The organism is Candidatus Villigracilis sp., from assembly GCF_057083605.1.
This window is the reverse complement of sequence record NZ_JBXMTI010000063.1, coordinates 1-22,255: the sequence shown is the minus strand read 5'-3', so window position 1 is coordinate 22,255 and position 22,255 is coordinate 1. Positions and strand designations below refer to the sequence as shown.

Annotated in this window: 25 protein-coding genes and 1 other RNA gene; 20 read left to right on the top strand and 6 right to left on the bottom strand. The window is 50.6% G+C overall.

Features of this window, described 5'->3' with window-relative positions; translation table 11 throughout:
• Window positions 1-67: 67 nt before the first annotated feature.
• On the bottom strand, window positions 68-1,210 hold the full coding sequence (coaE, locus tag AC14M5_RS09955; RefSeq protein WP_484029508.1) for a dephospho-CoA kinase: 1,143 nt from the start codon (window positions 1,208-1,210) through the stop codon (window positions 68-70).
• 117 nt (window positions 1,211-1,327) lie between these two features.
• Between coaE and rnpB the strand changes: the two genes are divergently transcribed.
• The 5 genes from rnpB (at window position 1,328) to AC14M5_RS09930 (ending at window position 4,072) form a co-directional block, all read left to right on the top strand.
• An RNA gene (gene rnpB / locus AC14M5_RS09950) (RNase P RNA component class A) lies at window positions 1,328-1,817 on the top strand.
• A gap of 11 nt (window positions 1,818-1,828) precedes the next feature.
• On the top strand, window positions 1,829-2,146 hold the full coding sequence (locus tag AC14M5_RS09945) for a hydrogenase/urease maturation nickel metallochaperone HypA (RefSeq protein WP_484029507.1): 318 nt from the start codon (window positions 1,829-1,831) through the stop codon (window positions 2,144-2,146).
• Window positions 2,133-2,603, top strand: coding sequence for a TolB family protein (locus tag AC14M5_RS09940; RefSeq protein WP_484029506.1), 471 nt, complete (start codon window positions 2,133-2,135; stop codon window positions 2,601-2,603). The genes AC14M5_RS09945 and AC14M5_RS09940 overlap by 14 nt, the downstream gene beginning before the upstream one ends.
• Entirely contained in the window at window positions 2,600-3,130 is a 531-nt protein-coding gene (locus AC14M5_RS09935; protein WP_484029504.1) for a TolB family protein, read from the top strand. The genes AC14M5_RS09940 and AC14M5_RS09935 overlap by 4 nt, the downstream gene beginning before the upstream one ends.
• Window positions 3,131-3,247: 117 nt before the next feature.
• Complete coding sequence (locus AC14M5_RS09930) at window positions 3,248-4,072, top strand: SDR family NAD(P)-dependent oxidoreductase (RefSeq protein WP_484029503.1); 825 nt, start codon at window positions 3,248-3,250, stop codon at window positions 4,070-4,072.
• Window positions 4,073-4,132: 60 nt separating this feature from the next.
• Here AC14M5_RS09930 and recJ read toward each other — a convergent pair whose 3' ends face one another.
• Entirely contained in the window at window positions 4,133-5,836 is a 1,704-nt protein-coding gene (gene recJ / locus AC14M5_RS09925) for a single-stranded-DNA-specific exonuclease RecJ (RefSeq protein WP_484029502.1), read from the bottom strand.
• A gap of 129 nt (window positions 5,837-5,965) precedes the next feature.
• On the opposite strand from recJ, the gene AC14M5_RS09920 reads away from it, so the two are divergent.
• The 13 genes from AC14M5_RS09920 to AC14M5_RS09860 all read left to right on the top strand — a co-directional run bounded on the left by AC14M5_RS09920 (window position 5,966) and on the right by AC14M5_RS09860 (window position 17,282).
• Window positions 5,966-6,481 (top strand): hypothetical protein, encoded by a 516-nt coding sequence (locus AC14M5_RS09920; protein ID WP_484029501.1) that lies wholly within the window; start codon window positions 5,966-5,968, stop codon window positions 6,479-6,481.
• Window positions 6,481-6,885 (top strand): DUF2721 domain-containing protein, encoded by a 405-nt coding sequence (locus AC14M5_RS09915; protein WP_484029500.1) that lies wholly within the window; start codon window positions 6,481-6,483, stop codon window positions 6,883-6,885. The genes AC14M5_RS09920 and AC14M5_RS09915 overlap by 1 nt, the downstream gene beginning before the upstream one ends.
• Before the next feature lie 125 nt (window positions 6,886-7,010).
• Entirely contained in the window at window positions 7,011-7,634 is a 624-nt protein-coding gene (locus AC14M5_RS09910) for a hypothetical protein (protein ID WP_484029499.1), read from the top strand.
• A 19-nt stretch (window positions 7,635-7,653) separates the two neighbouring features.
• Complete coding sequence (locus AC14M5_RS09905; protein ID WP_484029498.1) at window positions 7,654-8,169, top strand: hypothetical protein; 516 nt, start codon at window positions 7,654-7,656, stop codon at window positions 8,167-8,169.
• A 288-nt stretch (window positions 8,170-8,457) separates the two neighbouring features.
• A complete protein-coding gene (locus AC14M5_RS09900) occupies window positions 8,458-8,805 on the top strand; it encodes a hypothetical protein (protein WP_484029497.1) in 348 nt (115 codons plus the stop codon).
• 322 nt (window positions 8,806-9,127) lie between these two features.
• Window positions 9,128-10,297, top strand: a complete 1,170-nt coding sequence (locus AC14M5_RS09895) for a hypothetical protein (RefSeq protein WP_484029496.1) — start codon at window positions 9,128-9,130, stop codon at window positions 10,295-10,297.
• 85 nt (window positions 10,298-10,382) lie between these two features.
• Window positions 10,383-11,402 (top strand): hypothetical protein, encoded by a 1,020-nt coding sequence (locus tag AC14M5_RS09890; RefSeq protein WP_484029495.1) that lies wholly within the window; start codon window positions 10,383-10,385, stop codon window positions 11,400-11,402.
• On the top strand, window positions 11,399-12,379 hold the full coding sequence (locus tag AC14M5_RS09885) for a hypothetical protein (RefSeq protein ID WP_484029494.1): 981 nt from the start codon (window positions 11,399-11,401) through the stop codon (window positions 12,377-12,379). Before AC14M5_RS09890 ends, AC14M5_RS09885 begins: the two co-directional genes overlap by 4 nt.
• Window positions 12,380-12,383: 4 nt before the next feature.
• Window positions 12,384-13,433, top strand: a complete 1,050-nt coding sequence (locus AC14M5_RS09880; RefSeq protein ID WP_484029493.1) for a hypothetical protein — start codon at window positions 12,384-12,386, stop codon at window positions 13,431-13,433.
• 244 nt (window positions 13,434-13,677) lie between these two features.
• Window positions 13,678-14,667, top strand: a complete 990-nt coding sequence (locus AC14M5_RS09875) for a hypothetical protein (protein WP_484029492.1) — start codon at window positions 13,678-13,680, stop codon at window positions 14,665-14,667.
• A 69-nt stretch (window positions 14,668-14,736) separates the two neighbouring features.
• Window positions 14,737-15,687 (top strand): hypothetical protein, encoded by a 951-nt coding sequence (locus tag AC14M5_RS09870; protein WP_484029491.1) that lies wholly within the window; start codon window positions 14,737-14,739, stop codon window positions 15,685-15,687.
• Between the two features lie 70 nt (window positions 15,688-15,757).
• Window positions 15,758-16,813, top strand: coding sequence for a hypothetical protein (locus AC14M5_RS09865; RefSeq protein ID WP_484029490.1), 1,056 nt, complete (start codon window positions 15,758-15,760; stop codon window positions 16,811-16,813).
• Between the two features lie 79 nt (window positions 16,814-16,892).
• On the top strand, window positions 16,893-17,282 hold the full coding sequence (locus AC14M5_RS09860) for a DUF2255 family protein (protein WP_484029489.1): 390 nt from the start codon (window positions 16,893-16,895) through the stop codon (window positions 17,280-17,282).
• A 33-nt stretch (window positions 17,283-17,315) separates the two neighbouring features.
• Here the strand turns inward: AC14M5_RS09860 and AC14M5_RS09855 are convergent, their stop codons facing one another.
• The 4 genes from AC14M5_RS09855 to AC14M5_RS09840 form a co-directional block, all read right to left on the bottom strand.
• A complete protein-coding gene (locus AC14M5_RS09855; RefSeq protein WP_484029488.1) occupies window positions 17,316-18,560 on the bottom strand; it encodes a winged helix-turn-helix domain-containing protein in 1,245 nt (414 codons plus the stop codon).
• 6 nt (window positions 18,561-18,566) lie between these two features.
• A complete protein-coding gene (locus AC14M5_RS09850; RefSeq protein WP_484029487.1) occupies window positions 18,567-19,067 on the bottom strand; it encodes a ClbS/DfsB family four-helix bundle protein in 501 nt (166 codons plus the stop codon).
• A 126-nt stretch (window positions 19,068-19,193) separates the two neighbouring features.
• Window positions 19,194-19,694: a DinB family protein gene (locus AC14M5_RS09845; protein WP_484029486.1), complete on the bottom strand. Its 501-nt coding sequence runs from the start codon at window positions 19,692-19,694 to the stop codon at window positions 19,194-19,196.
• Between the two features lie 192 nt (window positions 19,695-19,886).
• Window positions 19,887-20,324: an SRPBCC family protein gene (locus AC14M5_RS09840; protein WP_484029485.1), complete on the bottom strand. Its 438-nt coding sequence runs from the start codon at window positions 20,322-20,324 to the stop codon at window positions 19,887-19,889.
• A 106-nt stretch (window positions 20,325-20,430) separates the two neighbouring features.
• Between AC14M5_RS09840 and AC14M5_RS09835 the strand changes: the two genes are divergently transcribed.
• Window positions 20,431-20,859, top strand: coding sequence for a MerR family transcriptional regulator (locus AC14M5_RS09835; RefSeq protein ID WP_484029484.1), 429 nt, complete (start codon window positions 20,431-20,433; stop codon window positions 20,857-20,859).
• Window positions 20,860-21,017: 158 nt separating this feature from the next.
• Window positions 21,018-21,638: an MBL fold metallo-hydrolase gene (locus tag AC14M5_RS09830; RefSeq protein WP_484029483.1), complete on the top strand. Its 621-nt coding sequence runs from the start codon at window positions 21,018-21,020 to the stop codon at window positions 21,636-21,638.
• Window positions 21,639-22,255 lie beyond the last annotated feature (617 nt).

The window sequence follows — 22,255 nt, the reverse complement described above, 5'->3', positions numbered from 1 at the left end:
TTTCTTTTGGAAAATTCTGCGATTTATGCACAAACAGCAAATACTACGAGATACCGACCTCCAACCCCTAGATCGGACGCAAGACACGGTCCTGGCGTAATTGTTTAAAGAACAAAGCGCTGCCTGCTGGAATGGATTCGGTTGCGGCGTCCTGCCAGGCTTGCACGCCGAGGGTTTCCGGGGTGCGTCGTTCGTAACCTAAGTTTTTCCAGAGGGCTTCCTGCGCTGAAAGTTCATTCATGGCAAAGATCAGCGATGCTTCGCTTTGTAATTCACTGGATGCGTTTTCAACTTCCTTGATCAAAGTCTCAAGCGCCTTTTGCAAATTCACATTCTCTTCGAGGAAGATATCGGTTGTGCGTGCCACCAGGTTTTCCACCTGCCAGCCTGCCAACCCAATGAACTTGCCATCCTGTTCAAGCAGCATGTAGGCCTTATCGCCAAAGTCTTCCATCACATCACTTGCGGTTACATTGCGTTTACCTTTGCTGAGACGTGTGATCAACTCTGCAATGGCCATGGAGTGTTTGGGCTTTCCACGCTTTACAGCAAATTCACCAGTGGTGGATTTTTTTATCACAACAGAGTCTGTAAGCGCGCTGCTTGCAAAGGGGACGATCTCTTTCCAAGCCTCGCTGACTTGCTTCCACAACTCGTCATAAGAACCAGTGTTCGTAATGACGATGTTCGCAACTGCAACTTTGGCGCTCTGAGCTGACTGCATGTGGATGCGCTCCGTTGCCTGCTCGCGATTCATGCCACGCTTGCGTATCAACCGTTCCACTTGCACATCTTCCGGGGCATTTGTAACCCAAATGGAATCGCATACTTTTCGCAGTTCCCCCTCAAGAAGTTTGATGGCCTCGATCACCACCACGGGCTGGGAGGCGCGCTTAATTAATATTTCAACCGCCTGACGCACCAATGGGTGGACGATGATTTCCAATTCCTTCATCGCATCGGGATCGCTGAAGACAAGATTACCAAGTTTCTTGCGGTCGATCTCTCCGTCTTTGTTGACCAGCCACTTCCCGAATTTATCGATCACTTGTTGATAGCCCGGCGCACCTTTGGCATATGTGCGGTGAGTAAGCGCATCCGCATCGATGGTATAGGCGCCTAAGTGTTCCAACATACGGCGCACCACGCTTTTTCCTGTTGCGATGTTGCCGGTGAGACCGATCACAAATTTTCCGGGCCAGTTGCTCAAAGTTATTCCTTTTATTGCCTGAGGTTCAAATGCCTCTCTATTTTAATGTCTTTTCTCGAAATGTCCACCTTTCGGGCGTTGACTGGCTCATCCCTTGCGTGTATCATACATTTACCTCAGGCTGGTTGGGCAGTCGCGGTCCTGCGTTGTCGGGATCGAGGAAAGTCCGCACTCCATAGAGCACGGCGTCGGATAGCACCCGGGGCGGGGAAGTCCCATCACCTAGTGATGGGAAAAACGCCATATGGCGTGAACCTGCCGGAAAAGGGCCACAGAAAAAAACAGCCCCTCACCCCTGTGCCCCTCTCCCATTGGGAGAGGGGTTGGGGCGAGGGAGTGATGGTGAAAAGGTGGTGTAAGAGACCACCGGCGCGCGCAGTAATGTGTGCGGCCAGGTAACCCCCGCCGGGAGCAAGGCCAAGCAGGGACGAAATCGTCTGTGGACGATGGGAGACGGCTCGTCTTCGCATGTGCCTTTCCCTCTTGTGGGAAAGGCCAGTCCCGGGTAGGCTGCACCGAGCGATGTGGCGACACGTCGCCCAGAGAGATGACTGCACAAGCGGAGCGATCCGCTGGACAGAATGCGGCTTATAGACCGGCCTGAGGCGTTTTATTGTTATGCACAAAAACGAACATTTATCATCCATCGTTCAATATCTTCTTCAACAGCCATCGCACAAAGATTCAGTTCAGATCGCAGTTGGTGAATTGACGGAGGTCAACGAAGACCAGCTTCGTGAACAATGGCATGGGCTTGTTTCACAAACACCGCTTGCACAATTAAGATTGAACATCCGCATCATCCCTGCTGAACAGCAATGCATGGTTTGTTTTCTAAAATATCACCCCAAACAAAAAGAGACAGCCTGCCCGCAATGTAATAGCGTCGGCGCCAAGATACTTACCGGTGAGGAGTTCTATCTTGAATCTTTTTAAGAAGACAAAAAGATATGGATTGATTTTATTAACTGCTTTAGTCTTCATCCTTGCCTGCAATATCCCCTCCGCCTCACCCCCCGACTCGAACCTGCTTGCCACGCTAGCGGCCTCCACCCCGCTGTCAGTTGATTCTACTGCTCAAGTCGACCTGCCAGTTTCCGCTGGGGGCGAACCGTTTGGTCAAATCGCTTTTACCTGTCAGGTGTTTAGAATCACAGCGAAGAATCAGATCTGCGTCATCAACGCCGATGGTTCAGGTTTTCGCCGCCTGACAACGGATGATACAAGACAGCATTATTATCCATCCATTTCACCCGATGGAAAAAGTGTGATCTATGCCTCGTTTCGTGAAGCGGGCATTTATGAAATTTATGAAATGGATATTGCATCAGGCAATGTCACTCAATTGACTGACAGGCTAATGGCCCTGAGATTTCAGCAGATGGCAGATTGATTGCTTTCAAACTTTCGGTCACTACTTTAAATCAAATCTGGTTGATGGATCGAGATGGAAAGAATCAACATCAAATTCCAAACGCCTCAGGTTGGGACCCGACCTGGTCGCCTGATGGAAATACCATTTTGTTCGCTTCTGATATGCAAGGCTCGGTTCAACTGTTTACCATCCGCATGGATGGAAGTGATCTGAAGAAGGTCAGCAATCTGCCTGCCATCCGCGGACGAAATGACTGGTCGCCTAATGGTCAATTTATTGTGACATATTCAGGCCAGCCATGGAATCGGGATATCTATATTATGAATGCCGACGGTTCGAATCCGCACATGCTTTCACCAACCGGTGGAAATTCACAAGGCCCATCCTTTTCACCGGATGGACAATGGGTGACCTTCACCTCCTATTTTGATAAATACGGTGACGATCATGGTTGTGAAATTTACATCATGAGAATTGATGGCACTGATGTGCGGCGTTTAACAAATAACGATTATTGTGATTACCAACCCCGCTGGGGGTTGTGATGGAATGTCATTGCGAGGAGGGTGCTCTTCCCCACGAAGCAATCCCCTTGTTGACAAGAGATTGCTTCGGGCAAAGTACAAGAGCGCCCTCGCAATGACGTAATAAAGGAGAATCCAATGGACATTAAAGGTAAAGTGGTGATCGTTACTGGCGCTTCATCGGGAATTGGTGAAGCCTCCGCCCGCGAATTTGGCCGCGAAGGTGCCAAGGTGGTGCTGGCCGCCCGCCGCGTGGACAAATTGCAGTCCCTGGCGCAGGAGATCAATGGGATGAGCACGGGAGCGGAGACTCTAGTTGTTCAAGCCGATCTCTCCAAGCTTGAGGACATTCAAGCATTGGTGATGCAGACTCTCGAAAAATTTGGGCGCATCGATGTGCTGGTTAACAATGCAGGCTTTGGTCGTCTGGATTGGCTGGAGAACCTTGACCCCGTCAAAGATATTCAGGCACAAATTGACGTGAATGTTATGGGTGTCATTCAAACCACACGGCAAGTTTTGCCAGTGATGATCAAGCAGCGCTTGGGCAGTATCATCAACATGTGCTCGATGGCGGGCCTGGTTGGCACGCCGACTTATACGATCTATGCTGCTTCCAAACATGCAGTGCACGGATTCTCCGAAGCCTTGCGCCGTGAAGTTAAACCTTGGGGCATTGATGTTTCACTCATTTATCCCGGCGGCGTTGTGACCGAGTTTACACAACACGCTGGTATCAAGCGTAAGACCAATGCCGCAACGCCAAAGTTCATGCTGCTTACTGCGGAACAGGTTGGCAAAGCCGTTGTGAAACTTGTGCGCCATCCGCGCCGCATGTGGATCATTCCGTGGTTGTGGAGTGTGACTGCATTCATGAATAAAATTCTTCCCGCCTTTGTGGATTACACCACCATTACCCGCTTTACCATCCCTGAACGTGAAGATGAATTGAAGGCTAAGTAGGTCACGTTTTCAACGTGACGCTCTTCATCAAATCTTATTTTGTCACGCTACAAGCGTGACCTACGATTGCTTTATATCCTTCAAATTCAATTGATAACCAACACGCCCATTGAATTCATTTATTTCATAGGTGAATAAAATATCCACGCGGGCAGGCATGTTTTTGTGCCAGTCGCCGAGCCTGAAACCGATGGCATCGTGCGAGAATTTTTTTTCATCCTCAAGACCCAACTTCAAATGCTTCCCATCCGCGCCAACTGTGCGCGAGTTTTTGACTTTGACATTGCGTGCCACAAAAGCCGCGTCACGATTTCCATAACCTGTTGGCTCAAGATAACGCAGACACTTTTCATATAAGTCAGGACGCATATCCACCAGAGAGACTTCCGCATCCGCTGCGACTGTGGGCCTGAGGTCTTCATTCGATAGTTTTTCCATCGCTATGGCTTTTAGCCGCGTAACCAACTCTGACAGATATTCGTTCTTCACCGTAAACCCTGCCGCCGCGGCATGACCTCCGTGGCGGACGAGCAAGTCTGCGCATTGATCAAGCGCATCAGTGATGTGGAATTCTGGAATGGAGCGGCAGGAGCCGCGTGTTTCCTCCGTGCCTTTGGATGCGACAATAGCAGGGCGGTAATATGTTTCGGTTAAGCGTGAAGCTGCCAGCCCAACTACACCTGGATTAAATTCTTCATGCGCGGCAAACAATAGATATGCATCGGGGTCTTCACTGATCGCCATTTCTTCGGCGCGTTTTTGCATATCTCGTGTAATGCGTTGACGTTCACGGTTTTGCATATCCAGCACTTGTGCAAGTTCGCCAGCGCGAAAGACATCAGTTGTCGTTAATAATTCGAATGCAGCGAGCGCTTCTTTTAATCTGCCAGCCGCATTCAAGCGTGGACCAAGTGTGAAGCCGATATGCCCTGCATTGACCTTTGCCAACGCGAGGTCAGAGACAGCCGCGAGAGAGAATAATCCCTGACGCGTGGTCTGCTGCATTTGCTTGAGACCTCTCCGCACCAATATTCGATTCTCGCCGACAAGAGGGGCGAGGTCTGCAACGGTGCCTAATGCAACGAGGTCAAGTAACGAATCAAGGCTGAAGGCTGAAGGCTGAAGGCTGAATAATGCTTCCGCAATTTTGTACGCAATACCCACACCAGCTAAATCTTTATCTGGATACACATCGCCATGTTGTTTTGGATTGATGACCGCGAAGGCGGGGGGCAGGTTTTCACCGTCAGGGTGGTGATGGTCGCTGATAATCAGGTCCAGGCCAATGGTCCGCGCATGAAGCGCTTCGTTGGGCGAGCGGATGCCGCAATCGACTGTGATGACCAGTTTTACGCCATCGGCTTTAAGTTCATCCAATGCGTTGTTATTTAATCCATAGCCCTCTTCAAATCTGTTGGGGATATAACCACGTACATCAGCATCAAGGAGTCTCAAGGCTTCAACCATCAAAGCTGTGGCTGTGACTCCATCCACATCATAATCACCATAGATGGCGATGGGCTCATGATTCTTAATCGCGAATTGAATCCGATCCACTGCCTCACGCATGCCCGTCATTTGAAAGGGATCATTATTGAAGTTGGGTTTGGCATTGAGATAGGCGCGCGCCTCGGCATCGGTGGCGTAACCACGGTTGAAGAGGATCTGACGCAAAACGGGAGGAAAGGCCGATAGTGCAGAATCGGCTTCGGGTGTGATCAGAGGCGGGACGATCCAGCGTTTGTTATTGGGTGTGTCTATCATATGGTTAAGAAGTATACCGCTTGTGTCATAAATCAGTAATTTTTTCGATTGACTTTGCAAGTCAAAATTTATACTCCAAGCTCATGGAAGGATGTTGTATAATTTGCGCATTCCAAAAAGGAGAAATCAATGAAGCCACTTGCACCCGATGAGAAAGCCGCCATGGTGATGGCGTACACGCCCAATATGCTGGTGCGTGGGGAAGTTGTAGTGAAGGAAAGTTTGCGTGTGAGTATCTGGCTTCGCACACAGGGTGTTCCGAATTATGTTCATATTATAAAACCGCAGATCATTTTATTCGGCGGCGCGACTCCCAAACCACTTGCCTATTCAGAGATTTTTGTGCCCACAGCGAAATTGCTGGCTTTTCATCTTGCGCCGCCTGCGCAAGACCCGTTGGATTACGAAGCCGCAGAACAAAACCGAATGATGCAGCCAGTGGATTTGGTGATCGGCACATTTTTGTTGAAGGCGAAACTGCGTATTTCAACTCAAACCGATGTGGCGACCAACCTGGATGTTTCGCGCACGGCGTGGATGTCGATCTATGATGCGGCGATCAGCAACCCTTATCTTCCACAGTTCAATGTACAAGTGCCGATGCTATTGGTGAACCCCAGTGAAGTGAGTTTTGGGTTGGCCTAATGGAAATCACACTTACAACCCCTGCCTTATTATTTCCCACCGTTTCATTATTGCTCCTGGCTTATACCAATCGCTTTTTGACTCTCGCTACTATCATTCGCAACCTGCGTGACAGATACAGCAAGGATCGTGAAGAGACTTTTATCCGCCAAATCGCAAACTTACGTTATCGCGTTCATCTCATCCGCAATATGCAGATATACGGTGTGTTGAGCCTGCTCTTCTGCGTGGTCAGCATGTTCGCACTTTTCGCAGGCTGGGTTTTAGGCGGACAGTGGAGCTTCGCGATTGCCCTGGTCCTGATGATCATATCCCTCGGCATTTCCCTGCGCGAGTTGCAAGTCTCCGTCGGCGCATTGGATTTGCTGTTGCTGGATATGGAGGAGCAGGAAAAGCGGGGGTGAGGGACTGTAACATATGAAAAAATATTAATCGCAGATAAAGTATCTGCGATTTTTTGTTTATAAAGGGTGCGATGAGGACTTATGTCTCACTCACTTAAGCTTGAAGCACAATGTATAATTTTTTTATGAAAAAGTTCTTTGAAATTCTGCTGCTTGTGCCTCTATTAGTGGCGCTCGTCTTTCTGATCTTTGCCTACCGAACGGGGGCCTTTGCCGATTTTTTCGCTGCTGATACTCCGACCCCAAATAACTTAGTAACAGAAAGTGTCACGCCGACCACACTTGCCACCCTCGTTCCGTACAGTACTTCAACACCTTTGCTTACCAATACTCCCACTTTAACACCGAGACCAATTTCAACTCCCACGCGAACGATTACTCCAACTTCCACCTTCACAGTTACACCTTCTCCAACTCAAACTGCTTCCAGCACTGCAACCAGCACGCCAACGAGTCAAGAGATCATAAACGGAATCGCAATTGGGAATCAAATTGTCCAGGCTATAGAAAGATATTATCTTGATCGGGGTTTTTACCCCACGGCGTTAAATGATCTTGTTCCAACCTACCTGCCTGCGCTCCCCGTCACATTGACCAGTCAGCCTTATTTCTATCGAGTGTTCGATCCCACACATCCACTAGCTGTTGAGGCATACTGGCTGACCTTTCGAGTCGTCGAACAGGAAAACACAACTTGTACCTACCTGCGCAGACTCCTATATTGGGATTGTAATTTTTTCAGCCCCTAGAAAGAAAGGAGAAATAATTATGTATCAACTTGCCCCTGATGAAAAAGCGACTACTGTTGTTGTGTATTCTCCCAACAAACTCATTCATGGTGATCTTATTACCAAAAAAGAAGTACGTGTGGGCATCTGGCTGCGGATGCAGGACCTGCCTGCCTACCTCCACCTGTTAAATGCCGAGATGCTTCTATTCGGTGGCTCATCCTATAAAACGCTGACCTATAACGAATACTTTTTTCCGATCAACCGTATCATCGGATACCATCTCGCATTCTCGCAAACCGAACCGCTGGATTACGACCCCGCCACACCAGACCGCGTTCTGATGGATGTGGATATGATCCTGGGAGCTTATATGCTCAAGGGCAAGGTACGCATGTCTACCCATGCAGACTTCGCCACGATGATCGAGCTCTCGCACATGACCTGGTTCTCGGTTTACGATGCGGATATCAGCAACCCCTTCCAGACGCACATGCCCACCATCCACGTGCCGATGCTATTGGTCAACCCGCAGCAAGTCAGTTTTGGGATGTAGGCTTGTAAGCGTCTCCCTGAGCGATAGCGAAGAATCTCTTGTCCTGAGTGTACAAGACTCTTCAGTCGCGAAGAACGCTCCCTCACATCGTTCCGACGTCCTTCGGGAGAGCGACACGGAAAAGAACGCCTCACGCCCAGCCGACAAATGATTCTACTTAATTGACCTTTCTCCCCCAAGTGGTGGAGACAAACCCTCCCCAACAGGTGGATGCGACGAATTTAGGCTTAATGTATGATTTGAATAGAATGGAAGCAAATCTCATCTAATAAAATAAGAGGTAGAAAAGTGAAAAAATTACCCGCATTCTTTTTGATTGCCGTATTGCTTATTACGCTGACGGCTTGTGCCCCTAACTCGACAGTGAAAATCGATGAGCTTCGTACCGAAATACAATTTACACTGCCCGGGCCCAACCCGCAGCTTGATACGCCGGCTGAGAATGGGAAAGTACCCGGCTTCGGCACCGGACTCTGGCATGGGCTCGTGGCACTCATCACCCTGTTCGTATCATTTTTCAACCCAGCGATACAGATGTATGAGGTGCACAACAACGGACCCTGGTACAACGTGGGTTTCCTCCTTGGATCCGTGGTATTGTTTGGCGGATTTGGATTCCTGGGAGGCAGACGCTAAAATAGATTTATCGAATCGCAGGCATATCACCTGCGGTTTTCCCGTTATGCAGCGTATTTTCAGCGGCCCAAATACTGGAAGCAATTCTGCCCGATCAAGTATAGAGTGCTATAATTGCTAAGGCATCAATTTGTACAAATTTGATGCCAGTTATCGTATTTATCACGGGGGCCATTAGTTCTCCACATGAGACCGATTGTGAGTTCACCAATATCTAAAAATCCTCACAACCAAAGGGGGCGGCTTAGGTTTAGAACCCAACACCACGCCGGCTGGGTTCTACAATGTGCTATTTCGGTGTCCCGAAAAGGAGGGCACTGTCATGAAAACAAAACTTCAAACCACAAAGATTTTCTTTATTGCGCTGAGCTTATTCATTCTAGGCTGTATTTTGGTGAGTCCACCAATATCTGCTGACCCAGCTGCGGCTGATTCAGGAACTCCTATTTCATCTTTGGCAGAGTTAGGCACCGCCACGTTGCCCCCAACTGATATACCCACCGCAACCGTGTATCCACCGGTCTTCAACCCTGAGGCACTGGGAGACAACCGTGTGCTGGACAGCTTCATCCTGACTAGAACTGAGAAGGCGACCGGCTGCGGATATGCTAGTGAGATTGATGGGACGGTCACCATTGGATATATCAAGGAGCCATTCAGCGGGTATGAGGTGACGAAATTTCTTGTTGTTGGTGATGAGTTTGCTGTGCATCAAAAGTATTTCGTCGGCGGTCGGTACTACGAGACGAATGGGAGCGTGGACTGGTCGATTCGTCTTGAATCTCAGCCAGAAGACGAAATCGATTATTTTCTGCAATCGAAGATAGATATGCGCGAGGGCCGCATAAATGGTGTTGGCGTATTGAGCGCCCAATTCATCGGCCAGGAGGATTTCCAGGGCATTCCAGCCAATCATTTCACCTTTGATCAAACAAATCTCAGAGAAGCATCGGATCCTAGTGGCGCCTACAAAATCGACACAGCGGTAGGCGATCTTTACCTGGCGCAAGACGGCAACTACCCGCTATATTTCCATGTCAAGTTGACCGGAAATGTGTGCTTTTATGGCCCAGATATTTTTCCTGGGGTCAGTGAGTTCACGCAGGAATTGTCTTCAATCAACCAGTTGACGGAAATCTCCGTACCTCCCGAATACCTGGAACCGGAACAAACCCTGCTGGGCTTCGACCCGCCCCTTCCTGCGGGTAGCAGCCTGACGGGTATGCGTCGTTTTGCGGAGATCGATGTTGATAGTTATTTTTTTGATGCCTCCGTGAGCAATGACGAGTTTCTGGAGTTTTATGAGAACCTGGCGCCGGCAAGTGGTTGGACGGTTTCGCATATAGGTCAGGTAACCTACCATTATCCCTGCTCAGACCCGGACGAGGTCTGTGTAATTATCAACAAGGGAGATGTACAGTTCATCCTCGACTACTATGAGGGCGGAATTACTGCGGATTATGATTGGGGGCATATGTATTCTCCACAATAGGCGCGTATCTACTCTATGAATATGATGCCGATGTGCAATGACGGGGGTGACTAACCTTAATATGTGAAAGATTGAGGTACGTGCCATGTTTAGAAATTTTCACAACTCAAGGGGACTATCAACGAATGCTGGGAATCAGAATCCACGCTGGCGCATTGTTTTCATTGCGCTATTGCTCGTGCTCGCCTTAGGAAGCGTAGGTCAAACACCGCTGGCTCAGGCCGCCCCGACTCGCGCGAATGTCAGGCTTTACATGGATGTGGTCAATCCTAAGAATACACTCTGTGTTGGCGAGTCGGTAAGTTACATCGTAAAGGTCTACAGCCAATTTACTTCTGCACCTCCTGGCTGGACCGATAAAGACCTGCCTGATCGATCTGCGCTGCCAGGAATTAAGGTCGAGGCGACCTCGGTAGATCAAACCGTGGGTGACTTCATCGGTGCCAAAAAAGGATTTGTGACCCGCAACACAGGAAGTACTGATGAGATTGTTGACCTGGTTAATCCTAATGCGGAACCACCGCCGCACTCAGCCACCTTTACATTCAAAGCAAAGAAGGCCGGCAAAACAACTCTCTATTTTGAGGGCTTGGCCCATGGTCAATACGTCGATTTTCCGGTGTCAGTGAAAGTCATAAACTGCAAGTATAAGGTCATCACCACCTCTAAAATGTCCTGGAGTGGTGATTATGGATCTATTGAATTCCTGGGTGTGATTATTGATGGGCGGCTGACAGCCGATCCGACAGGCTATATCTTCACGGGCAAGGCTCCCGTGGTCTGGCTGTCCACGTCCGATGTACCAAATTGCGGCGCAAAGAACTCGCTTGGGATTGGAAAGGTCGATATGCGAGGCAATCTGAACGATAGCGGCCAACTTTTGTTGCAACTGAACTACGACCCAGTAGAATTTGCCGATATCGTATCCTGCCCAGGAATAGGGAGTGGAGGTGGTAACGCCACACTCACCGCGTCGCCGCTAAGAGTCATCCTGCCTACGAGCGGGATAGGGGTCGTGGACCAACAGATGGAAGGACCCGGAGCGCCAGGCACTGCATTCGGCTCGGCTAACGTCTACGTGATTCCGGTGGAGGACACCAAATGAAAAAACAAACGACACACTTATTATCCACACATGCAAGGAATACGACACCCCGCTGGCGGATATTCTTCATTGCGCTGGTGCTGGCGCTCGTTATCGGGAGCGCAGGCCAAAGACTGCCGGCTCAGGCTGCGCCGGCTCGTTTGCCCGTTAGAATTTATCTGGATATAGTCAATCCTAAAACTACAGTCTGTGTTGGGGAAAAAGTAAGTTACGAAGCGCGTGTCTATGCTCCGCCCACCACGATATCCGGAATTGATCTGCGTCGATACGCGTTTTCCGGAATGCAGGTTGAGGTGTTCTCGGTAGATAGGACCGTTGGCGACTTCATCGGTAGTACGAGGCGCACCACAGGAAATACGGACGACCTTAGTGATCTTGTTAATCCTAATGCAGAACCATCGCCCCACTCAGCTACCTTTACATTCAAAGCAAAAAAGGCCGGCAAGACAACACTGCATTTTGAGGGATTGGCCTTTGGTGAATACGTCACTTACCCTTTGTCGGTCAAGGTCATAAACTGCAAATATGAAGTCTATATGTACGCTCATTGGACTATCGTTCAAGGCACAGGGGGCAGCATCGATCTGGGTGCAATAATCACGAAGGCGATACTGACGGCAGATTCAGAAGGTGGTTACTTTGGTTCGACTGAAATGGTTTGGGTTCCCGCCATTATTCTCCCTCCTGAATGTGTACACACTGACACCGTTCCACCAAGCCTGGTCACACTAAGAGGCAGTCCAAGCGAAAGCGGTGAGCAGCTTATCCTGAAGCTGGTCTTCGACTCAGCCGCTCTGACTGAGGTAGGTGCATGTAGTCTACAGGACATCAACACCACGAATGCAATGACGCCAGAAACGCTTATATTGACCTTCCCCAGCGCCGGAGGCACCTACCGTACGCCCCTGGTGCTACAAAGCCCAACAGGAAACATACCGAGTCCTGTTACCATCATCGTAACCCCAGTGGAGAACTAAACTTATGAAAACATATCATTCCAAACACGTGACGATGATCCTGTTCATGATCATGCTCACATTGATTTCATTCGCCTGTCTTAAACCAACGCCAACAAGCGTTCCGTCAACCGCTCTCGCGACACAAGAATCCGGCGCTGTGTCAGCCGAAGTGGATGTAGACTTCGGCCCCGGCTCTTTCAATTTTCCAGACACAAAAGCAGGTCTTGCGAAACTACCCAGCTATAAGGCCACACTGATCATGTCTTTTGATGGAACTCGCGACGGGAGTGCACAGAAATGGTCGAAGACCTACGTTCTGTCCAGCGCGACAGAACCCGTGGTTCTTCAGTTAACCATCGAGAAAACGGGAGATCTGTCGAATCTCGATCCCGTATTCATGACTGAATCAAATGGGGCAACCTATGAGCGCCGCGGGGAGGATGCGTGTACCGCAATCGCAATCGAAGAAGGGAATTCACTTCGCGACCGGCTTGAACCAGCGGGATTCCTGAGCGGCGTGATCGGTGCGGAAGAGGTGGGCAGTGAAACGGTCAACGATGTAGCTTCTGATAAATACGCTTTCGATCAGCGCGCATTGGGTCAACAAGATATCACCGAATCCACGGGCGAGATGTGGATCGCCTCTGATGGAGGTTACATCGTTAAGTATTTTCTCACCACAAAAGGCTATGCAGATTACTTTGGTGAAGGCATTGAAGGCACGCTCAGCCTGGATTATGAATTGTCCGACATCAACCAACCGGTCGCAATCACACTACCCGACGACTGTCCGGCCGGACTCGTGAATGTTCCGTTGCTGTCGGATGCAACCAACGTCCTAAACATCCCGAGCCTATTTTCGTATGATACGGCATCCAGTCCCGCAGACGCTGCCGCATTTTATCAGGAGGAGATTCCAGGCTTAGGTTGGGTGTTGATCAGTGAGCCCGCCATCACTGAAACGAACGCGCTGATGAAATTTACGCAGGGCGATGAGATTCTGACAGTTATCGTCACAACTGACGCGGGTGTGACGACGATCACCATCCTGCTGGAGAAGGCTCAGGAATAAGAGGCATCCAGTAAGCCAGTGCGCACCAATCCATATGATCTAACCCGCAGGCTCATCCCTGCGGGTTTTGTTTTGGTGCACATAATCGCGTAAAAAATGAAGAGGTCGTTGTTCAGTAGGACTAATTTGTTATTGAATCGCGCCCTTGTATCTCATATAATTTGTCAAACCGAGTTAGACAAGATAGGATCGTTGCCTGAGAAAATTTACGCCGTCTTAGAGTTGTGATTGGAGGTACGAGTCCATGTTTAGAGTTTCTCGCTCTTTCCGCCAGATTCCTTCCCCAGCCAACAATAAAGCCAGACATGGGTATAAGATCGTAGTAATGCTTGCGCTCGCGCTCCACATTGGCAGCCTGGGCCCAACCACATTCGTGCAGGCTGCGCAGCCCGCCAATCCAACCATCGACAACTGGGAAATATCGATGTCTCCCATTCCAAGCCCGGCCTGTGCCCATTCCCACTATGACTTAGACTTCTTCGCCCGGGTCCAGCGCGCCGTAGAGTTGAGCGGTCAGAATGTAAATCTCCAAGGAGGGTTTGGTCCGGCAAACGTTTCAGTAAAGGCCACTTCAAGTGACCCCAGCGTTGCCGAGATCAACCCTGAAACGGCTACTGCGACCGGCCTCGACGGCTTTATCGCAGTGTCGAGTGCCAGTTTTAACCTCAATGCCCAAGCACCCGGTTCAGCCACCCTTACGCTCCGCGGGGTCGCCGAGTGGACCGGGCTGCGGGTGGTTTTCCCACCACTCCAGCAGTCTATTAAAGTCGTGAACTGCAGATTTAAGGTCTCTGTAACTTCGATATCATCGGGATTTGCTCCAAGTGTCGCTATCACACTCGTGTCAACTTTAACAGGCGAACTGAGCGGGGAGGCGGATGGGGCTCTGGCAGGCGACGCCGATGTAAGCTGGAAGGAGCAACAAGCCACTCCATGTCTGAACATTGTCACTACCAGTCCTCCGGCAAAAGCGACAATGGAAGGCAGTCTGAACGAGGATGGAAGCGCGTTGACTGTGCAGGTGACCTACGATCCGGTCATGGTCTTCAGTACAGGTACCACCACTTGCGGCGCGCGCAAAACAGTTAACGAACAACACCAGTTCCAGGCACCACCACTAACCTTCACGGTGCCAATAACCGGAGGTAGCCGATCACAACCCATTTCACTTCCCGGTGAAATGGTGTTAACGGGTACAGCCATTATCACCGTAGTACCAATCGAGGGCAATTGAGAATCTGGGACGTTGATTTCGATGTCTTAGTGCTCATACACGCCCAGGTTTTTGGAGAAGGAGAGTCAAATGTCACGTTCCGCGTTTAACCAGCAACTGGCAATTCTGCTGATCACGCTCGCGCTCTACACTGGCGACCTGGGTCAAACCACATTCGTTCAGGCTGCGCCTGCCACGAATGAAACGATAGACAGCTTTGATATCTCAACATCTCCGATCCCAAGCCCCGCCTGTGCCCATTCTGTGTATGATGTACAGTTCTTGGCCAGGGTCGACCGGGTTGCCGATTTGAATGGTAATAAAGTCAATCTCGAAGGCGGGCTTGGCCCGTCAGAAATATACGTAAAGGCTACCTCAAGCGACCCCAGCGTGGTCTCGCTCCACCCTGAAGTCGTTAATGCGACGGCTCTTGATGGCCGTATTGGAAGGGGCGCTAACTTCATACTCAAAACCGAAGCACCGGGCTCTGCCACCCTCAGCTTTACCGGGAAGATACAATGGACCGGGCAAGAGGTCATTTTCCCGCCATTGCAACAGTCTCTTAAAGTCGTAAACTGCAGATTCAAGGTCAACATAACCTCGATATCGGCCGGGTCCATCCCAAACATCTCCGAAACCATGGTCTACACACTGACAGGTGAAATAGGTGGCGATAGCCAGGCCGCGTTGACAGGCGATGCCGAGGTGAAATGGAATCCTCACAATGCCACTGTGTGTTTCAACACAACTCAAACAGTCTCGAATTCCGCCGCCAATTTTGAAGGAAGTCTTAGCGAAGATGGTGGCACATTGACTCTGCGGGTGACCTTCGGTACGGCTATGCTGTTCAGCGCAGTTCAGTGGAACTGCGGCGGCCCTGGTGGCGCAGCGACCGCGCCGCTCCAGCTTAATCCACCTCCTATTACTGTCGTGGTCCCAACCACCGGGGGCACTGTGTCTCAACCAGTTGCCATGAAATTGGGCGCAGTGTCGCTAACAGGTACCGCCATTGTTAACGTGGTGCCAATCGATGGCAAATGAGAATTTCAGCCGTTGAACTTGACGTTCCATTGGCCGCACGCCCGCGGATTCTTAGAGAAGGAAAAGTCAAATGACACACCTCCCGTTTAACAAGCAACTGGCGATTCTGCTGATCACTGCGTTGTTAATTTCTTCGGCCTGCAATGCTTCGACTGGCGGAACGCCGGCAGAATCGCAAGGCGAAACGCCCGCAGACTCGCCGCCGGAAAATATGACCATTCAAAGTGATGTGGTCTATGGTTCCGGGCCATTCAATTTACCGGACGCGAAAGTTGGGCTATCAGACCTTTCGAGTTATATAGCCAGGTTAACTCTATCCTTTGACGGAACACGTAACGGGCAATCTGAAAAATGGTCAGAGACCTACTTGATGTTGATGCAAAAGGACCCGCCAGCCCGCCAGTTGACCATCGAGAAATCTGGTGATCTTACTGATCTCGATCCCGTTTTCATGGCAGAAGCAAATGAGACGGCCTACGAGCGCATCGACGAAAATCCCTGCATTGCAACTCCGATCGAAACTGGGAACTCGCTCGGTGATCGTATGGAACCAGCAAGTTTCCTGAATTATGTCGTTGGCGCGGACGAGGCGGGCAGTGAAACGATCAACGATATCACTACGAATCATTACACTTTCGATCAGCACGCGCTTGGTCAAGGTGACCTGACCGAATCCACAGGGGAGATGTGGGTCGCCTCCGAGGGAGGCTATATTGTCAAGTATGTGCTGACGACCAGGGGAAAGGCAGACTATTTTGGCGAAGGCATCGAGGGTACGCTCAGCTTTGAGTACGAGTTGACGGACGTTAACGGAGCTGTTGAAATTAAATTACCTGCAGATTGCCCGCCCGGTATGGTTGACGCGCCGCAATTGCCGGATGCTTCCAATGTTGTGAGCAGCTTGGGATTGTTAACGTATGAAACTTCCTCCAGCATTCAGGATGCCGGGACGTTCTATCAAGAAGAGATGCCAAATCTGGGCTGGGAGGTGGTTGGCGAACCGAGCATTACGGATACCTCCGCCTTGCTGGGGTTTACGAAAGATGACCAAACGATGTGGGTAATGATTACAGCCGAAAATGGCATCACGACCGTTCAAATTGCGCTCAGCCGTTCCCCTGAATAGGAAACATCCAGGAATACTTATTATAAAAACTGCAAGCATGAGCCTGTGAATCTGATTTAGTGGAGATAATGTCACAAGCATGAAAACGAAAAAGCATTTCTCAGAGGATGCCCTCGCAAGAATCCACAAGGAGCGGATTCTCGGCATTCGCGCCGGCACAGGCCTGGCTCATCGCGTCATTGGCATTTGGGCAGTAGTTGTCGATGGACGAGTCTTCGTCCGTTCGTGGAGCATGAAACCGCGCAGTTGGTGGCGGACCTTCATCGAAGACCCATATGGAGAAATCTTCGTGGCAAAACGCAAACGCGGGATCAAAGTCCGCGCGTTGCAGGTCAAGAGCGAGAAACTAAAAGATGCGGTTAGCGCTGCCTATAAAGAGAAGTACAACACGCGCGGTTCGATTGGGTATGTGGAGGATATGTCGCGCAGCCCATCACGAGATACGACCACAGAATTGGTGGCGGTTTAAGATAAACAATGACTCATCTCATGTACGCAAACTCTAAGGGATAAAGCTGTTTATACGTCGGCGTAACAGCGGCTCGCGAATCGCCTTTGCATCCATCTTGCTTGCGCCAAGAAACGTGACGAACCGCGCAAACCCGCGAGCCAATGCTTCAGCAAATGCCTCGTCTTTGCCGAGAGCCTTGTTCTCCAACCACAAGCCCAGGATGATAAAGGTGTTTGTCGCCCGGTCAAGTTTGCTATCAAAGCGTGCAACGAGCTGATCGCCCCACAAAATAGGCAGGGTGTAGTAGCCGAACTTGCGCTGGTGCTCAGGTTTGTATACTTCCCAGACGTAGTCGAAACCGAATAAAACTTTAGCCCGCCCACGCGCGCTGACTTGATCAAGCGGTGCAAGGAAAACAACCTCTTCAGTTGTTGTCGTCTCCAACGGCGCCCAGGCTTTTGGAATGCGCCCTGCGATCAAATCGCGCAGTACCCGGGCGTCGCTGCTCAGCGCATAGTGCACTGTTTTCCAGCCTTCGACCTGCACTTCGATGATTTCACCGTCAGCCAGCATTGACTCGCGTATCCGTGGAACTTTGTCAAAGGGCACGCCGCGCAAGAATGAATCAGCGACGCGGTTCAACCGTCCCAAGCCGGAGAAGCTGACCTCCTTTTTGATCAGGAAGCGGTCCGTCTCGGCCTCACTGCTTTCGCGAAGGAAATCTGCTGGCGCGACGGTTTCCGTAAGTGCATAGACGCGCTCGAAGCGTTCACGGTGATGTGTCATCACTTCGCCGGTGCGCCACAAATAGTACAGAGCCAGCGCGCTGTCTTTGCGGCCACGATAGCTTTGTGTTCGCGTGCGTTTCGCCATCTCGAAGTCTCGGTTGCTCACGACACCGCGTTCTTTCAAAATGGCTCGCATTTCGACGATGGCATCGCCGTGGTCGCGGACCATTCTGCGAGCCCACGAGTCGCCATCGCGTTCACGATGCATCACGACACGCCAATGCGGCAGTTCATTCATTGGACGGACGGCCAGCCAGCCGCCCCAGTCGAAGAACTTGCGCTTTTTGTAAGTCGCGTTCTCCCACATGCCCGGCGTGTAATCAAGCACGCGACCGTACAGTTTTATATCATGGCTGCGTGCAATGATTTGCAACGGGTCCAACTGCAGGTACTCCATCGCGCGCATGGCTTGCTCCGTGCCTCTGACGCCGCGCCAACGCCGCCCGGGCCACAGTCCCTGCTTGCCGAGGATGAAGCGCCGTGCTATTTCGATATCGATGGTCAGCATAATGATCTATTGTTTTTCCACACGCGCGAGCCAGGCGCGGATACCTGGTTCATGGTCATCATGGAAGTGGTCAAAGAATTCACCAATGGGGAAGCGTTGATCGCCCACCCATACAAGGTGGAACTTTGGTTCGATATGGTCGATGCGAACATCATCGGGTAAGTCTTCAATGACAGCGAGCAACTGCTGAAATACTTGGTGCATTTCATCCAGGATTTCGCGCATCGAACGTCCCTGATTGGACTCATAGATCCACGCATTGATTTCATCCTCAGTTTGCAGGTACGCTGGCCAGGGTGGAGGTGGTTCGGGTTCGCTGCGTTGTGCAGCCTGTAAACGTGCGACGAGACTGCGATTCCAGCCTGTCAGATGAGCGACGATATCTTTGATTGACCAGGAGCCAGCCACGCCAGGTTGATCCATACGCGCTGGGCCAATCTGATCGAGAAATGCTTCCCATTGCTGATACTCTTCCCGCAGCCAATTCAGAAATTCAGATTTCTTCATCTATAACTCCTTTACAGAGTGTCTGAAAAGTAGGGACACAGCGTGACGAACTATCGTCAAAATCATTCAGGTACTCGCTGTGTCCTTACAGTCTATCAAGGTACTAGAGCGTTTCCAGAATCTTTCTTAGGGCTCTACGGGGTGGCCATAAACGTAGAAAATGTAATCTTGATATTCTGTCTGGGCTCCCAGATCATGTAATACTCTAAGAAGCTGTGCGCGATGATCTGTAGCATGATTAATTACATGGAGAAGCACCTGCCACACGATGAGGTCTTTGTCGTCGTCTGGTTCCACTATCGGCTTATCGAACAACATATCGTCCCGCAATTTTGCAAGATAATCGCGGATGTTTTTCTCAACGCCGTCCCAATACGCACGGATGGTATTCCGATCATCCAGGCTGGCAGGAGGAAGCGGTTCTGTAGGTTCGGTGCCTCGCAGTTCGCTGAACCACATGTCTTCCGCCTCCATAAGGTGAACGATTTGGTCCCGAACGGAGCCATGCGAGTAGTCCACATTTTGCGTGAACTGTTCATGGGATAGTGGAGTGACATAACTATCCCATATCTTGCGGTTTTCAGTGAAGTGATAATCGTAGAAATGGCGAAAGGCATTTGCATTCATGTCGTCACTTACTCCTCTTTTCTAGCACGAGTGTTCTAATAAAGCAAAGTATATACTTTTCATCCGATTTGTCAATATGGTCTATGGATGGTCAGTAACGAAGGCCCAAAAGGATTCCTGGTTCGGTGTACTAAATATAAACCGCAGGTGATAAGCCCGCGGTTTATTTCTTAATTGAGCGGAGGCATACGGTCAAGCCATTTCAACCAATTCTTTGTACTTGACCAACTCTTTCGCCTCACCACTCTTGACCTCTCCTGAGAGCAGCGGTTCAGATAGCTTCAACAAGCCGCTCAGCCGAAGCTGACCGGAGGAAATAACTTTGGTAGCGGAGTCATTCTCGGCGATAAAAAGATACTCCGCATCCCAGGCCACTGCGCCTTTGGAGACCGCCTTGAATGCCATTCTGCGATTTTCCTCGTAGCCGACCACCTCAAAGGTCATGTTCTGGTTGACTGGCCCGAACTTGATGGTGGTCTCGATTTGGGAACCAGCTTGCAGCTTGTCGCCTGAAACGAGACGGGTGCCGGTCATATCTGTCCAGTCATCGAAGCGGCTGACGTTTTTGATCAGCGCAAAGACATCCTTCACCGGCTTGTTGACGATCACTTCACTCTTATAGTCGATCATTTTACACACTCCTTCTTGGGTTGATTCAGACACCGATTGCCTGATTTATGCCCTCAGTGTAAAATTTCAAGTGGACTTTAAGTCAAGAGGCAGAAAGGCGGTTTTTATGAACTCGTTGAATATCGGTGAACTGGCTCGCAGCCTGGGGATTAATACCTCGGCCATCCGTTACTACGAAAGCATCGGCCTGCTCCCAAAGCCCCCACGCGAAAGCGGCTGGCGGAAATATGATCCGTCTGTTCTTGAAAGACTAAAAGTGATTCATACCGCGCGGAAGATTGGATTCACACTCAAGGAGATTCGTATCCTGTTGGATGGATTCCCGAAAGACTCCGAACCATCACTCCGCTGGCAGGTGGTCGCCAAACGAAAGCTCCCCGAATTGGAGGCGATTATCCAACGCACGGCTGCCCTTAAGTTTCTGATTGAAGCGGGCTTGGATTGCGATTGCGAAGAGATTGCCTTGTGTTTTGACAGCCAGGGAAAAGCCTGCCGCCCAAAGAGCCGCAATGAAAAAAAATTCTTCTCTCCATAAAGAAGGGGAACAGGGATGAGATCCCCTTGTGGGACACGACGATGGAAATTCGTCTGGTTAAAACATGGTTAGGCGGCTTCGACAGGTTTGGAATTTAGTTTATTTCTATATTGACACAATAGAACGCATGTTCTATAATCTCGTGAAGGAGAATTACCATGAAAAAGGAAATCACCATCACGCCAATCCGCGTTGCCGACCTGCTCGCGGAGGGCGAGCGGATGCCGGTCTACGTGCACGTCATCAACCATCCCGATGCGCGTGTGCTGGTCGACACCGGCATAACGGAACTGCACCCGGCGGCGGCTGATATGGATCCCCGTCTCCTCCCACTGAACAAGCAGGACTTCGACCTCGCCGGCATTGACATCGTCGTCAACACACACCTGCACTTCGACCACTGTGGTGGCAACCACCTCTTTGCAGGCAAGCCGATCTACGTCCAGCGTCGGGAGCTCGACGACGCTCACAGCAAGGACGACTACACTATTCGCGAGTGGGTCGATGCGCCCGGCGTGCAATACGTGCCGGTCGACGGCGAGTTCGAACTGCTTCCCGGGCTCCGGCTCGTCCCGGCACCGGGCCACACAGACGGCATGCAGATGGTCGTCATCGAGACTGGCGGGCGTCCGATCGTCGTCGGCGGCGATGTGGCGGTTTGGTTTGGCGAGCTCGACGAGCCGCACACCGAAGGACAGCTGCGGGTGCTCGCGCTTGACCCCGAGCTGGTCTGGCTCACGCACGTGGACGAGCCGTGGCGACCCGGTCATAAGGCTTAATGCTTTTTTAGCCAGGGCAGGGATGGCATCGCGGCGCGGAAGTTCCATTTAATAACCACTTCGCTTGCGGGGTGGTTATTAAATTTTCCATCTTCATGACAAAATAAAATTGATAGCAGAATTTGCCGCCAAAGAAAACTTGAAATCGTCCTTTCCGCTCCGGTTCAAGGCGAGGCGGGCGGAAGGGGGGTGTGGATATTCGTGTCGAATGTGTAACCCCTGATGGTCTCTCTGGCAAGAAGAGAGTTTGGTTTCGTGGCATTTTTCAGCAGAAAGCGCCCAACACAGCGTGCAGCGGACGGCTTGCCACGTTCCGTTTAAGGGCATTTTCTGCTCGAAAACATTTTTCCGTTTCGGTGGTTGATTCTCGTGGCAACCCGCCGCTAACGCTCGCCGTTATGCCGCCAATTGCGTGAAGCGAGTGTTATGCGTCATTGGCAGCCGCCTGAATATTGACGCAGAAAGGATCACACAATAAATCGAGCATCTGTCATCATTGAATCACTTTGGTACTTCTTAGGAGGAGCGATTGCCCTGTTCGTTGCAGTCCAATATGGCATCCCGTTCCTTCACGAAGCCTACGGCATTGCGCCACTCATCGGTTGGTGGCTGGCAAG

Coding starts and splice junctions, on each gene's coding strand:
- AC14M5_RS09870 (WP_484029491.1), top strand. CDS start 14,737: ATGTCACGTTCCGCGTTTAACCAGCAACTGGCAATTCTGCTGATCACG.
- recJ (WP_484029502.1), bottom strand. CDS start 5,836: ATGATAGACACACCCAATAACAAACGCTGGATCGTCCCGCCTCTGATC.
- AC14M5_RS09875 (WP_484029492.1), top strand. CDS start 13,678: ATGTTTAGAGTTTCTCGCTCTTTCCGCCAGATTCCTTCCCCAGCCAAC.
- AC14M5_RS09930 (WP_484029503.1), top strand. CDS start 3,248: ATGGACATTAAAGGTAAAGTGGTGATCGTTACTGGCGCTTCATCGGGA.
- AC14M5_RS09850 (WP_484029487.1), bottom strand. CDS start 19,067: ATGAAGAAATCTGAATTTCTGAATTGGCTGCGGGAAGAGTATCAGCAA.
- AC14M5_RS09890 (WP_484029495.1), top strand. CDS start 10,383: ATGTTTAGAAATTTTCACAACTCAAGGGGACTATCAACGAATGCTGGG.
- AC14M5_RS09895 (WP_484029496.1), top strand. CDS start 9,128: ATGAAAACAAAACTTCAAACCACAAAGATTTTCTTTATTGCGCTGAGC.
- AC14M5_RS09840 (WP_484029485.1), bottom strand. CDS start 20,324: ATGATCGACTATAAGAGTGAAGTGATCGTCAACAAGCCGGTGAAGGAT.
- AC14M5_RS09855 (WP_484029488.1), bottom strand. CDS start 18,560: ATGCTGACCATCGATATCGAAATAGCACGGCGCTTCATCCTCGGCAAG.
- AC14M5_RS09880 (WP_484029493.1), top strand. CDS start 12,384: ATGAAAACATATCATTCCAAACACGTGACGATGATCCTGTTCATGATC.
- AC14M5_RS09905 (WP_484029498.1), top strand. CDS start 7,654: ATGTATCAACTTGCCCCTGATGAAAAAGCGACTACTGTTGTTGTGTAT.
- AC14M5_RS09915 (WP_484029500.1), top strand. CDS start 6,481: ATGGAAATCACACTTACAACCCCTGCCTTATTATTTCCCACCGTTTCA.
- AC14M5_RS09910 (WP_484029499.1), top strand. CDS start 7,011: ATGAAAAAGTTCTTTGAAATTCTGCTGCTTGTGCCTCTATTAGTGGCG.
- AC14M5_RS09860 (WP_484029489.1), top strand. CDS start 16,893: ATGAAAACGAAAAAGCATTTCTCAGAGGATGCCCTCGCAAGAATCCAC.
- AC14M5_RS09835 (WP_484029484.1), top strand. CDS start 20,431: ATGAACTCGTTGAATATCGGTGAACTGGCTCGCAGCCTGGGGATTAAT.
- AC14M5_RS09845 (WP_484029486.1), bottom strand. CDS start 19,694: ATGAATGCAAATGCCTTTCGCCATTTCTACGATTATCACTTCACTGAA.
- AC14M5_RS09865 (WP_484029490.1), top strand. CDS start 15,758: ATGACACACCTCCCGTTTAACAAGCAACTGGCGATTCTGCTGATCACT.
- AC14M5_RS09920 (WP_484029501.1), top strand. CDS start 5,966: ATGAAGCCACTTGCACCCGATGAGAAAGCCGCCATGGTGATGGCGTAC.
- AC14M5_RS09945 (WP_484029507.1), top strand. CDS start 1,829: ATGCACAAAAACGAACATTTATCATCCATCGTTCAATATCTTCTTCAA.
- AC14M5_RS09830 (WP_484029483.1), top strand. CDS start 21,018: ATGAAAAAGGAAATCACCATCACGCCAATCCGCGTTGCCGACCTGCTC.
- AC14M5_RS09885 (WP_484029494.1), top strand. CDS start 11,399: ATGAAAAAACAAACGACACACTTATTATCCACACATGCAAGGAATACG.